The organism is Acidovorax sp. GW101-3H11, from assembly GCF_001633105.1.
GTDB lineage: Bacteria > Pseudomonadota > Gammaproteobacteria > Burkholderiales > Burkholderiaceae_C > Acidovorax.
Map to the genome: position 1 here is coordinate 174518 of NZ_LUKZ01000029.1, position 13235 is coordinate 187752.

Here is a 13235-nt window from a genome sequence, read left to right on the forward strand (position 1 = left end):
GCTACGGGGCAACCTGCGTCGGGGCGGCTGCGGGGTGCGCCGTGGAACTCGCTTTGCGCTGCGCGCGCCGCTCGGACAACCACGGCGAGTCAGAGCACGAGGCATGCGCGCTCCGACGCGCATGCTCACCCCGCAACCGCCCCGCCGCAGGCGCAGCCAGCAGGGGGTGGACAGCCGAACATCCGCACGGGCCATCGCTTTGCTCGGCCCCGCCTGCGCAGCGCGTGGCGCTTGCGCCCGCGAGAGAGGGCCAAGCGCAGCGATGGCCCGTGTGGATGTCCGATTCGCGGGTCCCCTTCACGATGCGCCGAGGAGCGCAGGGCGTGGGGCGGCACGGGCGTCGCAGCGCCCGTGCTTCGTGCTCTGACTCGCTGCGGTTGTCCGAGCGAAGCGCGCAGCGCGTAGCGAGTTCCGCAGCGCGCCCCACGCCCGAGCACCGCAGGTTGCCCGCAGCGAAGCGAAGGGACGCAGCGTGTAGGGTCGCCCTTTCTTTGGTGACTTTCTTTCGGCGAGACGAAAGAAAGTTACTGCGCCGCCGGGCGCACACCCCGGCCCCCGCCCCATGCACAAGCATGCTGAATGCTTCCAAAAACATAGCTGCTAAGGCAATCCCAACGCGCGCAAACACCCCAAAAAGCCTAAAAGAAGAGGCCCACCCATGAGCCTCTCCACCCCCTTCATCCACCGCCCCATCGGCACCATGCTCCTCACCCTGGGCCTGGCCCTGGCCGGTGCGGTGTCGTACTTCCTGCTGCCCGTGGCCCCGCTGCCGCAGGTGGACTACCCGACCATCTCGGTCAGTGCCAGCCTGCCCGGCGCCAGCCCCGACACCATGGCCGCCACCGTCGCCACGCCGCTGGAGCGGTCGCTGGGTGCCATCGCAGGCGTGACCGAGATCACCTCGCGCTCCATCCTGGGCAGCACCTCCATCACGCTGCAGTTCGACCTGGACCGCAACGTGGACAGCGCCGCGCGCGATGTGCAGGCCGCCATCAACGCCGCGCGCACGCTGCTGCCCACGGGCATGCCCAGCAACCCGACCTACCGCAAGGTCAACCCGGCCGATTCGCCCATCATGATCCTGGCGCTCACGTCCGACCTGCTCACACGCGGGCAGATGTACGACGCGGCTTCCACCGTGCTGGCGCAAAAACTTTCGCAGGTCGAGGGCGTGGGCCAGGCCACGGTGAGTGGCGGTGCGCTGCCCGCCGTGCGGGTGGAGCTGGACCCGGTGCGCCTGGCGGCCAACGGCATTTCGCTGGAGCAGGTGCGCAGCGCCATCGTCACCACCAACGCCAACCGGCCCCTGGGCGCGGTGGAGCGCGAGGACCACTACTGGCAGGTGGCCACCAACGACCAGGCGCGCGTGGCGGCCGACTACGCACCCCTGGTGCTGCGCTGGAAGAACGGGCAAGCCGTGCGCCTGCAGGACGTGGCCGAGGTTGTGGATTCGGTGCAGGACGTGCGCAACTTCGGTGTGGCCAATGGCAAGCCCGCCATCCTGCTGCAGGTGTACAAGCAGCCGGGTGCCAACATCCTCGAAGCGGTGGAGCGGGTGCGCTCGCTGCTGCCCGCGCTGCAGGCGTCCATCCCGGCGGCCATTGATATCGAGGTGGTGTCCGACCGCACGCCCACGCTGCGCGCCTCGGTCAAGGAGGTGGAGCGTGCGCTGTTCATCGCCGTGGCGCTCGTGGTGCTGGTGGTGTTCCTGTTTCTGCGCAACGGGCGCGCCACCCTCATCCCCAGCGTGGCGGTGCCGGTGTCGCTGGCGGGCACATTTGGCGTGATGTACCTGGCGGGCTACACGCTCGACAACCTCTCGCTCATGGCGCTCACGGTGGCCACGGGCTTTGTGGTGGACGATGCCATCGTGGTGCTCGAAAACATCATGCGCCACATGGAGCGCGGCAAGACCGCGCTGCAGGCCTCGCTCGACGGCGCGCGGGAGATCGGGTTCACCGTGGTGTCCATGAGCATCTCGCTCATTGCGGTGTTTGTGCCCATCCTGTTCATGGGTGGCATCGTGGGGCGGTTCTTCCGCGAGTTCGCCATCGTCATGTCCTCGGCCATCCTGGTGTCGATGGTGGTGTCGCTCACCACCACGCCCATGATGTGCGCGGCGCTGCTCAAGCCCCACCACCTGACCCCTGTGCGGCGCAGCGGCTGGCGGGGCGCCGTGGGCCGGTGGGTGGCGCGGGCCCAGGTGCGGGGCATGCGCCTGTACCGCCGCAGCCTGGCCTGGTGCCTGCGCCACCAGCCGGTGGCCCTGCTGGCGCTGGCCTGCGTGGTGGGGCTCAACGTGTACCTCTACACCGCCATCGACAAGGGCTTCATGCCCGAGCAGGACACGGGCCGCATCTCGGGCTTCATCCGGGCCGACCAGGCCACGTCGTACCAGGCGATGGAGCAGCGGCTGCAGCGCTTTCTGGCCATCGTGCAGGCCGACCCGGCGGTGGAGCATGTGACCGGCTTCACCGGTGGCTGGCAGCGCAACGCGGCGGCCTTGTTCATGACGCTCAAGCGCGGGCCGGGGCAGGAGAGTTCGGAGGCCGTCATTGCGCGGCTGCGCGAGCAGCTCAAGAACGAGCCCGGCGCGCGCCTGTTCATGTCGCCGCAGCGCGATGTGCGCATTGGCGGGCGGCAAAGCAGCGGCGCATCGTTCGACTACACCCTGCAGGCCGACGACATTGGCGAGCTGCGCACCTGGGAGCCGCGCATCCGCCAGGTGCTGAGCCAGCTGCCCGAGCTGGAAGACGTGAACAGCGATGTGCAGGACTACGGCCTGCAGACCTCGCTGGTGATCGACCGCGACGCCGTGGCGCGCCTGGGCCTGACCATGGCGCAGATCGATTCCACGCTCAACAACGCCTTCGGCCAGCGCCAGGTGGGCGTGATCTACAACCCGCTCAACCAGTACCGCGTGGTGATGGAGGCCGAGCCACGCTACCTGCAAAGCCCCGAGACCCTGCGCGGCTTCTTCTTCGTCAACAACCTGGGCCAGCAGATTCCGCTCACGGCGTTTGCGCGCATCACCACCACCAACACGCCGCTGTCGGTCAACCACGACCGGGGCACGCCCGCCAGCAGCATCAGCTTCAGCCTGGCGCCGGGTGTGTCGCTGTCGCAGGCCACCGAGGTGGTCAACAACGCAGTGGCCGAGCTGGGCGTGCCCGTGTCGGTGCGCGGCAGCTTCAGCGGCACGGCTGGGGCCTTCCAGTCGGCGCTGGCGGGGCAGCCGCTTTTGATTCTGGCGGCCATGGTCACCATCTACCTGGTGCTGGGCATGTTGTACGAGAGCCTGGTGCACCCGGTCACCATCCTGTCCACCCTGCCGTCGGCGGGCGTGGGGGCGCTGCTGGCGCTGATGCTGTTCAAGACCGAGTTCTCGCTCATTGCGCTCATCGGGGTGATCCTGCTGATCGGCATCGTCAAGAAGAACGCGATCCTGATGATCGACTTTGCGCTCACGCGGCAGCGCCAGCAGGGCGGGGCCCCGGTGTCGGCCGCGCAGGCCATCTACCGCGCCTGCAACCTGCGCCTGCGCCCCATCCTCATGACCACCGTGGCCGCCATCTTTGGCGCGCTGCCGCTGGCCCTGGGCCGGGGCGATGGCGCCGAGCTGCGCCAGCCGCTGGGCATTGCCATCGTGGGCGGCCTGCTGGTGAGCCAGCTGCTCACGCTCTACACCACGCCGGTGATGTATGTGGTGCTGGACCGGCTGCGCACGCGTGTGCTGCGCGCCGTGGGCCGCCGCCGCAAGCAGGCGGGCGCTGCGCCCGCTGCCCCGGTGGTCTTGCAAGGAAACGACGGATGACCATTTCTCCCACTTTTTCGCGCCGAACCGCCTGGCCGGTGGCGCTGGCCAGCGGCCTGTGGCTGGCGGGCTGCGCGCAGACGCCGCCCTATGAGCGCCCCGGTATGGACATCCCGGCGGCCTACAAGGAGCAGGCTGCCGCCCAGGCCCAGGGCATCTGGAGGCCCGCACAGCCCCAGGCCGCCCCCACCCTGCCGCCTACCTGGTGGACGGTGTATGGCGATGCCGTGCTGGACCGCCTGCAGCAGCAGGCCGATGCCAACAGCCCCACGCTGGCACAAAGCGCCGCCCGCCTGCGCGCCGCCCAGGCGGCTGTGGCCAGCAGCGGCGCCGCCGCACTGCCCACCGTGGGCGCCAATGCCAGCAGCAGCCGCGCGCGCAGCGGCACGCAACTGTCCGACGGCAGCAGCACCAGCCATTCGCTGGGCTTGTCTGCCAGCTGGGAGCTGGACCTGTGGGGCCGCGTGTCGGCCGGGGTGAGTGCCGCGCAGGCCAGTGCCCAGGCCAGTGCCGATGACCTGGCCGCTGCCCGCCTGTCGCTGCAGGCGGCCGTGGCGCAGACCTATTTTTCGCTGCGCACGGCCGAGGCCCAGGCCACGCTGCTGGCCGAGACGCTGAAGGCCTACAACAAGAGCTGGGAGCTGACGCGCAACCGCCAGGCGGCGGGCGTGGCGTCCAGCGCCGATGTGGCGCAGGCCGAGGTGCAGTACAAGACCACCCAGGTGCAGCTGCTGGAGGCACAGACCACACGCAGCCAGCTGGAGCACGCGCTGGCGGCCCTGCTGGGCCAGGCGCCTGCGGCCTTTGCGTTGGAGGCCACGGCCGCGCTGCCTGCACCGGCGGACGTGCCCCAGGCCCTGCCGTCCGATCTGCTGCAGCGCCGCCCCGACATCGCTGCCGCCGAGCGCCGCGTGGCCGCCGCCAACGCGCAGATCGGCGTGGCGCGCGCGGCGTACTTTCCTGCACTCACCCTTTCGGCGGCGGGTGGCTACCGGGGCTCGCCTCTGTCCGACCTGTTCAGTGCGCCCAACCTGTTCTGGTCGCTGGGGCCTGCGCTGGCGGCGTCGATTTTTGATGGCGGCGCACGCAGCGCAGCGGTAGAGACCGCCCGCGCCAACCACGCGCAGGTCACGGCCGCCTACCGCCAGACGGTGCTGACAGCGCTGCAGGAGGTGGAGGACAACCTCACCGCCGCTGCCGCGCTGGCGCAAGAGGAGCAACTGCAGCGCGAGGCCACCGCCGCCGCACAGCGCGCGCTCGATGTGGTGGAGAACCAGTACCGCGCGGGCACCGTGGGCTATCTGAATGTGCTGTCGGCCCAGACCACGGTGCTGTCATCGCAGCGCAGCCTGATCGACGTGAAGAGCCGCCGCCTGTCGGCCGTGAATGCGCTCCTCAAGAACGTGGCCGGGCGCTGGGAGGCGCTGCCACCTGCCTGAACTGCAGCCGCAGCTACATCGCCTTGAACAGGTGCGCGTAGAGGCGGCTCACCGGCAGCCGCTCGGGCCGCCCGCGCAGGGTGATGTGCTGCTTGCCCGCCTCGTCGCGCGTGACGGTGGCGATGTGGGTGGCGCGCACCAGGGTGCTGCGGTGCACCTGCCAGAACTCCTGCGGGTCCAGCTGCTCGATCAGCTCCTTGAGGGCGGTGCGGATCAGGTATTCGCGCTCGGCAGTCAACACCCGCACGTACTTGTCGGCGGCCTCGAAATAGACTACCTCGGCCACCGGCACCATGTGGATCTGGGTGCCGTGGCTGGCCTGGATCACGCTCAGCCGGGCGGCGGGTGGTGCAGGCAGTGAAGAAGGTGGTGGCGGTGGGGTTGTACCCACGCCCGGCGCCTGCAGCAGCGCACGCAGCTGGGCCATGGTGGCCTCCAGCGCGGGGGCGGCCGTGGCAATGGCCGGGGCTGCACTGGCGTGGCGCTGAGCCAGCAGGTCCTGCACCTTGGCCACGGTGCGCGCCAGGCGGCGGGCTTCGATGGGTTTGAGCAGGTAGTCCACCGCCTGGGCATCGAAGGCCTGCACGGCGTACTGGTCGTAGGCCGTGGCAAACACCAGGGCCGGGAAGGGCGTGTCGGCGGGCCAGGCGTCGGCCAGTTCCACAGCGGCGTCCAGGCCGGTCTGGCCGGGCATGCGGATGTCGAAGAACAGCACGTCGGGCCGCAGCGCCAGCGCCTGCTGCACGGCCGAGAGCCCGTCGCCCACGGTGGCCACCACCTCCAGCGTGGGCCAGGCGCGGGCCAGCTCCTGGCGCAGGGCGGCGGCCAGCAGGGGTTCGTCTTCGGCAATCAGGGCGCGGGGGGCGGGCGGGTTCATGGTGTGGGTGGAAATTTCAAGGGAAAAATGACGTTTGCGCGCGTCCCGCCTGTGTTTTCAGCTATCAATTCAAGAGTGCCTGCGTTGCCGTGCAAGGTGGCCAGCCGTTCGCGGGCCTGGGCCAGTCCAAAGCTCTGGCCGGGGCCGGGCGGGGGCAGCTGCTCGGGCAGGCCCACGCCGGTGTCTATCACTTCCAGCACCAGCTGGGGGCCGCTGCCGCCAGGCCGCGTGCTGGCGCGCACGGTGATGTGGCCGCCCTCCACCTGGGGCTCCAGCCCGTGGCGGATGGCGTTTTCGACCAGGGGCTGCAGCAGCAGCGGGGGCACGGGCACGCTGCGCAGGGCGTCGGGCAGGTCCAGCGTGTAGGCCAGGCGCGGGCCCATGCGCACGGCCATCAGCTCCAGGTAGTCGCGCAGGCGGTCAAACTCGTTCTCCAGCGGGTGCTGGGTGCTGCGTGATGCGCTGAGCGTGGCGCGCAGGTAGGCAATCATGCGGTCCAGCATCTCCTGCGCGCGGGCGGGGTCGGTGCCGATCAGCACGCGCAGGTTGGCCAGCGTGTTGAACAGCATGTGGGGTTCGAGCTGGGTTTCGAGCAGCTTCAGGCGTGCTTCGGTCGCGTGCATGCGCGCCTCGGCCATCTTGTCTTCCAGGTACGCCGATTTGTGCATGGCGTAGAAGTAGTAGCTGCCCACCAGCCCGGCAATGGCCGTGATGAGGATAGAGGTGCGCTGGTCGGCCCCGGACAGCGATGCGCCCGCCTGGTAGAAGTGGAAGTAGTGGACGCACAGCGCGTCGGCCAGCAGCGTGCCCGCCAGGTAGCCGATGGCGATGCCCGCTGCCACCAGCGCAATGCCCTGCCAGCCCTGCGGCCAGCCTGTCTCGGCGGCCGACGGGATGAGCTCGCGGCCCAGGTCGATGATGGCCCAGGTGAAGGTCCCGATCAGCACCGAATACACCACCGGCGGCCCGTAGGGCTTGTCGGGCATGAAGGCGTACTGGAGGGTGGCAACCACCAGCGTGAAAGCGACCACCTGCAGGTAGTGCCGCAGCTTGCTGACGCCACTGAAATCGCGGCGCAGCGTCATGGCCGGTTCTGGCGCCGTTGCAGGGCTTCGCGCTCGCGCTGCACCATGCGCTCGCGCAGGCCGCCGCCGGTGCCCAGCAAAAACACCGAGATGCCATGCAGCACCAGCCCCAGCCCCCAGCCCAGCAGCGGGTACACCGACCAGGGGCGGTTGCCAAACGCATAGCGCGACATGGCAAAAATCACTGCGTTGACCAGCACGAAGGCTACTGCGTGCACGTACCAGCCCAGCTTGGCGTTGGCGCGGCGACGGGCCAGCGTGTCCAGTTCTTCGGGGCTCAGGGGAGTTGGCATGGCGGCAAAGGTGCGTGGTGGGGCAGGGTGGTCAGAATTTTAGGTGGCTCGGCGGCTTGCTACGTCGGGCAGGCCAGCCGCGCCACCGTGGCCACGGCTTGCGCATCCAGCGTCAGCCCCATGTGGTTCACGCCCGGCACCAGGGTCACGGGCACGGGCTTGCCGGCCTGGGCAAACAGGTCGGCAAAGCGGTCGGCGTAGAACAGCTCGTCGTCCTGCCCGGCCACGATGCAGACGGTGCCCCGGGCATTGCGGATGTCGGCCAGATAGTCGTTGCGGGGCCGAAAGTTGGTGGCCACCGTGTACGAATAGTGGGGCGTGAGCAGCTCGCGCGCCACGTCGTTCAGCGCAAAACTCAGCACGGGCAGGTGGTTCCACCGGGTGATGCCGAACTGGTTGATCAGCGTGACGGCAATCATGCGCGGCAGGCCTACTGAGGCCCAGCCGCCGCTGTCCGGCCGCGATGTAGGCGCGTTGTGGTGCAGGAAAGGCGACAGCAGCACATAACGGTCAAACAGACCCTGCCGCGCGCTGCCCGCAAAACGCAGCGCAAACCCGCCGCCTGCCGAAAAGCCCATCAGCGTTTGCGGGCCCGCGTGGGGCACGGCGCGCAAAAAGTCCTCGATGTCGTCTTCCATCTGACCGATATACGCGGCCTGGCCCCGGGGGCCGGAGGCACCGTGCCCCCGCATGTCCAGGGAGGCCACGGCGTAGCCCGCTGCCGCCAGCGCCTGTGCCAGCACATGGTTGGACTGCCCGCGGGCGGAAGACCCGTGCACCAGCACCACCCGGCGCTGGGGAGCGCTGGCCGAGGCATCCGTGCCCCCTGTGCCGCCCGTGCCCCCCGTGGGGCTGTAGCCGTGCCAAGCCAGCGATGCGCCATCGCGCGCCGTGTAGCGCTGGGCCGGGGGCACATTGCTGTAGTCCACGTCCTTGAACGGGTTGTTGATGCTGGCCAGCGGTGGGATGTCCTTGGGGCCGCCCCAGGCAATGGCGGCGGCAAGACCTGCGAGGGCTGCAAGCACTGCGGTCAGGAGGGTGGCTGCGATGAACATGGCGTAACGGCGGCGGGGCTGGGGTGTGCGGGTGGGTGTCATGGAGGCGGGCAGGCCGGGATGGCCGTGGAGATGGGGAGCATACGGTGGATGGTGACCAGGGCGCCACCTGCTGAAGGTTCAGCGCTGGGGGGCTGGCAGCGGCTGCAGGTGCTGGGCAAAGAAGTCCACGATCCGGGCGTCCACCTCGGGCAGCACCTTGCGGTCAAAGCCGGGCGGGTCGCCCAGCAGCGCGGTCTGCACGTCGTTGAGCAGGTGCAGCGGCGGCATGGGGGACAACATGGCGCCGTGGCTGGCGCCCGGCAGGTGGGCCACGTGGGTGCAGCGGTCCTGGCAGGCGGCGAGCACGGCGCTGCTGTGAAAGCGCGGCACCTGGTTCACATCCATGCCCGCCGTGACCAGCCCGAGCGCAATGCGCGGGCGGGCCAGGCTGGCCATGTCGAAGTCGGCCGCAAACGGCACGCTGGCCACGGTGGCCTGCACGCGCGGGTCGTGGTGCGTGTAGGCGGTGTCGTCGCCGAAGCGGTGGCGTATCACGGCCAGCGCAAACCATTTCTTCAGGCCGTCCAGCAGATTGCCGTGCAGCCGGGTGATGAAGCCGACGCAGGAGGAAAAGTCGTCGGCGATGTGGGCCTCGCAATGCTGGCGAAAGCGCGCGGGCGACCACGCGCCGCCCGCGAAGCTCAGCGCCGTGTGGCCACCGGCAGAGCCACCAAAAACCCCCACTTTGTCCAGATCGAGCAGCGGGGCCAGGCGGGTGTCCCGGGCTACGGCGTCGATGGCGCGGGAGACCTCGGCGGGGCGGCGCTTCCAGCTTTCGGGGCCGGGCGTGGACGGGTCCTTGGCGTTGTCCCCCGCATGTTCGGGCAACGCAACCACAAAGCCTGCTGCCACCATGGCGCGTGCCAGGTCGGTGTGGACCCAAGGGTTACCGCCCGATCCGTGGGTGATGACAAGCAGGCGGCCGTTGCCCCGCACGGCAGGAGCCTGCCAGGCCAGCTGCAGCTGGAAAGGGCCCCGCTGCACGGGCTCGTCGGCACCGCTGCTGGGGTAGAACACGGTGACAGGCCCGTCTCCCTCCAAGCCCGGCAGTTCCATCAGGCCCGTGCCTGCCTGGCTGGCGGTGTGGAGGCATGCCGCGATGAGGGCGGTGATCCAGCGGTGTTTCATGGGGGCTCCTCGGTGTGTGTGCGGGTCAGGAACGGGTGCCCTGGCGGGCCATGCGGTCGCGCTCGGCCTGCACCATGCGTTCGTGCAGGCTGCTGCCGCCCGCCAAAAAAAACACCACCACGCCGTGGATGGCCAGGCCGAGGCCCCAGCCCACGGCGGGGAACACCGCCCAGTGGCGACCGCTGCTGGCAGACAGCACGACCAGCAGCAGGTTGACGGCCAGGTACGCCCCGGCATGGACGTACCAGCCCAGCTTGGCGCCTGCGCGTTTGCGGGCCAGGCGCTCTGTGGGGTCAGTGATCAGGGGGTGGTGTTGCATGGCAGAAGCCTCGGTGAAGGTGGGGGAGGGGCAGGGCGCCAAGGCTCAGGCCGAGGCGGACGAAGCCGGTGGCGTGGCGGCAAAGGAGGCGCTGCGCCGCACCAGGCGCCACAGGCGCAGGGCGCGGGCTGCAAACAGGCCGTTGAAGACGCCGTACAGCAGGGCGATCTGCAAGGCAAAGCTGCTGTCGCGGGCCAGCGCGGGCTGCAGGGCCAGCTCCACGCCGACGAAATACTTGGTCAGGAAGATGCCAAGGATCAGCCCCAGGGGCATGGCGCTGCCGGGGATGTAGAGGCTGCGCGAGGTGGCGGCGTACAGCGTGCCGCTGGGCGCCGCAGGCTGCAGCCACAGGGCCAGCCCTGCGATGGCGCAGGCGGCCACCAGCCATGCCCCTACCGAGGTGCCCACCTGGCCCGCGCTGCCAAAGGCCGACACCAGGCCATACACCGACAGGCCCGTCATGGCCAGGGGCATGGCCGTGGCCCGTGCCAGGCTGACGTTGCGGCCCACCAACTGGCTGGCGCCCAGGGCGATCAGGCCGGCAAGCAGGGCCCAGACCCAGTACGGGGTGTTCTGAATGATGGCGCCCAGCATCTGGGGTTGTTGGATGAGCAGGTTGGCGAGCATGGTGGAAGTTCCTGGCTGGAGGTGGATGGGGGAGGGGTGGTGGTATTCAGATCAGGCCCAGTGCGGACCAGACCGTGTGGCCCAGGAAGCGGCCGGGCAGCAATGTGAAGGCTCCGGCCCCCAGGCAGGCGCCGATGTAGATCCGCTGCATCATCTTGCGGTGGCCCACGATGTTGCGGCGGGCCAGGTAAACGAAGGCCATCACCAGCATGCCCAGCGTTACCGGAATGAACAGGTGGATCAGGCCAAAACTGCCCCAGCGGGGGCCGCCGCCGCCGGTGATGAAGATGGCGGACACGGCGGTGGCCACCATCACGGTGACCCAGGCATACCCGGCCGCACGGTGCAGGCGGGGGCGCTGCGTGGTGCCCTGGCGAGCCCACAGGGCAATCGGGCCGAGGGCCACGGCGGCCAGCGCAGCGGCGAGGTGGATGGCGATGACGGGGGTGATTTGCATGGTGGGGGCTCCTGGCGCGTTCGATGGGGTGGACTGTGCCGGGAGCCCCCAGAGGCAGCCAGTGCCTTGCGACGAAATGCAGCCACCGGGCCGTGAAATGCACGGGCGTGGCGTGAGTTGCGGGCCGTTTTTGCGCTGAAAGCGGCCCGCGCAGGTGACAGAAGGGCCCCGCCGCCCGCTGCGCCAGCACGCCCGGCGGATAATCCCGCTCCTATTTGCAAGGAGTGCGCGTGGACGTTGTATTGCTGGTGAAGGCCGCCATCATGGGGGTCGTCGAAGGGCTGACCGAGTTTTTGCCGATCTCTTCTACCGGGCATCTGATCCTGGCGGGCTCGCTCCTGGGGTTTGACGACGCCAAGGCCAAGGTGTTTGACATTGCGATCCAGACCGGTGCCATCTTTGCGGTGATCCTGGTGTACTGGCAGAAGATCCGCTCCACCCTGGTGGCCCTGCCCACCGAGCGCCAGGCGCAGCGGTTTGCGCTCAATGTGCTCATCGGGTTCCTGCCCGCCGTGGTGCTGGGCCTGTTGTTCGGCAAAGCCATCAAGGCGCATCTTTTCACGCCGGTGGTGGTGGGCAGCACCTTCATCATCGGGGGCTTCATCATCCTGTGGGCCGAGCGCCGCCAGCAGATTGATGGGTTCGAGCCAATTTCTGTTTCAGGAAATATCGTTGAAACTTCGAAGACTGCTAGTGCCGTACGAATCCATTCTGTAGACGATATGAGTCCTTTGGATGCGTTAAAAGTTGGTCTCGTACAGTGCCTGGCCATGATTCCCGGCACGAGCCGCAGTGGTTCCACCATCATCGGCGGCATGCTGCTGGGCCTGTCGCGGCAGGCGGCCACCGATTTTTCGTTCTTCCTGGCCATTCCCACGCTCATCGGCGCGGGTGTGTACAGCCTGTACAAGGAGCGGGCCCTGCTGTCCATGGCAGACCTGCCCATGTTCCTCACGGGGCTGGTCTTTTCCTTCCTCAGCGCCTGGCTGTGTGTGCGCTGGTTGTTGCGCTACATCAGCACCCACAGCTTCGTGCCCTTTGCCTATTACCGCATCGTGTTCGGGGTCGTTGTTTTGGTGACTGCGTGGACTGGCTGGGTGCAGTGGGCGGACTGATAATCCACTCATGCGCAGCTCTATCGGTTTGATTTTTTCGCGTTCTGGCGTTCTGGCCCTGGTGTCGGGTTTGGCCCTGTTTCCAGCCTGGGCGCAAGACGCCGCGGCCCCGGACGAGCCCGTCGGGCCCAAGCTCCACTACGCCCTGGGGGCCATTGCCAGCAACGGCCCGGACTATGCAGGCGGCGATGGCCGCAAGAGCAGCCTGCGGCCCGCCTGGGCGGTTGAATATGGGCGCTTTCGACTGAGCACATCACGCGGCAGCGCCTTCATGGGACATGGCCTGGGGACTCCGCGCGAGTCGGGCGCCAGTGCGACCCTGGCGCAAAGCGACCGTTTCAGCCTGAGTGCGGCCTTGCGCATCGACAAGGGCCGCGACGGCTCTGACGCCCCCATCCTGGTGGGCTTGCCGTCGGTGCGCTCCACACTGCGCGCGCGGCTGAGCGCTGGGTATGCCATCACCGATCGCTGGTCGGTGGGCGCAGGGGTGTCGCAGGACATTCTGGGCCGCGATGGCGGCGCCCAGCTGTCCACCAGCGTGGGCTACACCTGGCCCCTCACCGAACAGACCAAGGTGACCATTGGCGCGGGGGCCAGTTTTGGCGACCGCACCTACCTGCGGGGGCACTTTGGCGTGCCTGCGGGTGGCGCCAGCCCGCTGCCTGCGTTCGATCCGCGTGCGGGCCTCTACAGCGTGGACGGTGGGGTGGAGGTGATGTCGGCCATCAACCGCCACTGGGTGATCCTGGGTTCGGCCCGGGTGTCGCAGCTCCAGGGCGATGCGCGCCGCAGCCCCCTGACGGTGGAGCCTGTGGGCTATTCAGTGTCCGTGGGGCTGGCCTACCGCTGCTGCCGCTGAGGAACCGGGCAAAGCCCGCCGCCCCATGGGGGGAGGGTGGAACTGTTACTGAAAGTGATAAGCTGCGGCAACCCCACTGCCGCGCGTTGCAGGCCGCTGTTGGTGTCCCAGCGGCTGAGCCACAC

The 13235-nt window shown here is 68.9% G+C and carries 12 protein-coding genes; 4 read left to right on the plus strand and 8 right to left on the minus strand.

What is annotated here, in order from left to right; genetic code table 11:
• Window positions 1-658 precede the first annotated feature (658 nt).
• Window positions 659-3814, plus strand: a complete 3156-nt coding sequence (locus A1D30_RS21170) for an efflux RND transporter permease subunit (RefSeq protein WP_063462700.1) — start codon at window positions 659-661, stop codon at window positions 3812-3814.
• The gene (locus A1D30_RS21175; RefSeq protein WP_063462701.1) at window positions 3811-5253 is read left to right on the plus strand and encodes an efflux transporter outer membrane subunit; all 1443 of its coding nucleotides are present in this window, start codon (window positions 3811-3813) and stop codon (window positions 5251-5253) included. The genes A1D30_RS21170 and A1D30_RS21175 overlap by 4 nt, the downstream gene beginning before the upstream one ends.
• A 13-nt stretch (window positions 5254-5266) precedes the next feature.
• On the opposite strand, the gene A1D30_RS21180 is transcribed toward A1D30_RS21175, so the two are convergent.
• The 8 genes from A1D30_RS21180 to A1D30_RS21215 all read right to left on the minus strand — a co-directional run bounded on the left by A1D30_RS21180 (window position 5267) and on the right by A1D30_RS21215 (window position 11136).
• Complete coding sequence (locus A1D30_RS21180) at window positions 5267-6130, minus strand: LytTR family DNA-binding domain-containing protein (RefSeq protein WP_063462702.1); 864 nt, start codon at window positions 6128-6130, stop codon at window positions 5267-5269.
• On the minus strand, window positions 6127-7215 hold the full coding sequence (locus tag A1D30_RS21185; protein ID WP_063462703.1) for a histidine kinase: 1089 nt from the start codon (window positions 7213-7215) through the stop codon (window positions 6127-6129). Before A1D30_RS21185 ends, A1D30_RS21180 begins: the two co-directional genes overlap by 4 nt.
• Entirely contained in the window at window positions 7212-7508 is a 297-nt protein-coding gene (locus tag A1D30_RS21190; RefSeq protein ID WP_063462704.1) for a 2TM domain-containing protein, read from the minus strand. Before A1D30_RS21190 ends, A1D30_RS21185 begins: the two co-directional genes overlap by 4 nt.
• Window positions 7509-7567: 59 nt before the next feature.
• Complete coding sequence (locus A1D30_RS21195; protein WP_242421964.1) at window positions 7568-8605, minus strand: alpha/beta hydrolase; 1038 nt, start codon at window positions 8603-8605, stop codon at window positions 7568-7570.
• Window positions 8606-8683: 78 nt separating this feature from the next.
• Entirely contained in the window at window positions 8684-9733 is a 1050-nt protein-coding gene (locus tag A1D30_RS21200) for a hypothetical protein (protein WP_063462705.1), read from the minus strand.
• A 25-nt stretch (window positions 9734-9758) separates the two neighbouring features.
• Window positions 9759-10052, minus strand: coding sequence for a 2TM domain-containing protein (locus A1D30_RS21205; RefSeq protein ID WP_063462706.1), 294 nt, complete (start codon window positions 10050-10052; stop codon window positions 9759-9761).
• Between the two features lie 45 nt (window positions 10053-10097).
• Window positions 10098-10679: a DUF6622 family protein gene (locus A1D30_RS21210; protein WP_063462707.1), complete on the minus strand. Its 582-nt coding sequence runs from the start codon at window positions 10677-10679 to the stop codon at window positions 10098-10100.
• Between the two features lie 46 nt (window positions 10680-10725).
• Window positions 10726-11136, minus strand: coding sequence for a DUF2306 domain-containing protein (locus A1D30_RS21215; RefSeq protein ID WP_063462708.1), 411 nt, complete (start codon window positions 11134-11136; stop codon window positions 10726-10728).
• 230 nt (window positions 11137-11366) lie between these two features.
• Here A1D30_RS21215 and A1D30_RS21220 point away from each other — a divergent pair, with 230 nt between their 5' ends.
• Both A1D30_RS21220 and A1D30_RS21225 read left to right on the plus strand, forming a co-directional pair.
• Window positions 11367-12251: an undecaprenyl-diphosphate phosphatase gene (locus A1D30_RS21220; RefSeq protein ID WP_063462734.1), complete on the plus strand. Its 885-nt coding sequence runs from the start codon at window positions 11367-11369 to the stop codon at window positions 12249-12251.
• Between the two features lie 10 nt (window positions 12252-12261).
• Complete coding sequence (locus tag A1D30_RS21225) at window positions 12262-13110, plus strand: MipA/OmpV family protein (protein WP_082836561.1); 849 nt, start codon at window positions 12262-12264, stop codon at window positions 13108-13110.
• Window positions 13111-13235: the final 125 nt, after the last annotated feature.

Excerpts from the sequence above, each read along its gene's own strand:
- A1D30_RS21170 (WP_063462700.1), top strand. The coding sequence starts at position 659 with ATGAGCCTCTCCACCCCCTTCATCCACCGCCCCATCGGCACCATGCTC.
- A1D30_RS21175 (WP_063462701.1), top strand. The coding sequence starts at position 3,811 with ATGACCATTTCTCCCACTTTTTCGCGCCGAACCGCCTGGCCGGTGGCG.
- A1D30_RS21180 (WP_063462702.1), bottom strand. The coding sequence starts at position 6,130 with ATGAACCCGCCCGCCCCCCGCGCCCTGATTGCCGAAGACGAACCCCTG.
- A1D30_RS21185 (WP_063462703.1), bottom strand. The coding sequence starts at position 7,215 with ATGACGCTGCGCCGCGATTTCAGTGGCGTCAGCAAGCTGCGGCACTAC.
- A1D30_RS21190 (WP_063462704.1), bottom strand. The coding sequence starts at position 7,508 with ATGCCAACTCCCCTGAGCCCCGAAGAACTGGACACGCTGGCCCGTCGC.
- A1D30_RS21195 (WP_242421964.1), bottom strand. The coding sequence starts at position 8,605 with ATGACACCCACCCGCACACCCCAGCCCCGCCGCCGTTACGCCATGTTC.
- A1D30_RS21200 (WP_063462705.1), bottom strand. The coding sequence starts at position 9,733 with ATGAAACACCGCTGGATCACCGCCCTCATCGCGGCATGCCTCCACACC.
- A1D30_RS21205 (WP_063462706.1), bottom strand. The coding sequence starts at position 10,052 with ATGCAACACCACCCCCTGATCACTGACCCCACAGAGCGCCTGGCCCGC.
- A1D30_RS21210 (WP_063462707.1), bottom strand. The coding sequence starts at position 10,679 with ATGCTCGCCAACCTGCTCATCCAACAACCCCAGATGCTGGGCGCCATC.
- A1D30_RS21215 (WP_063462708.1), bottom strand. The coding sequence starts at position 11,136 with ATGCAAATCACCCCCGTCATCGCCATCCACCTCGCCGCTGCGCTGGCC.
- A1D30_RS21225 (WP_082836561.1), top strand. The coding sequence starts at position 12,262 with ATGCGCAGCTCTATCGGTTTGATTTTTTCGCGTTCTGGCGTTCTGGCC.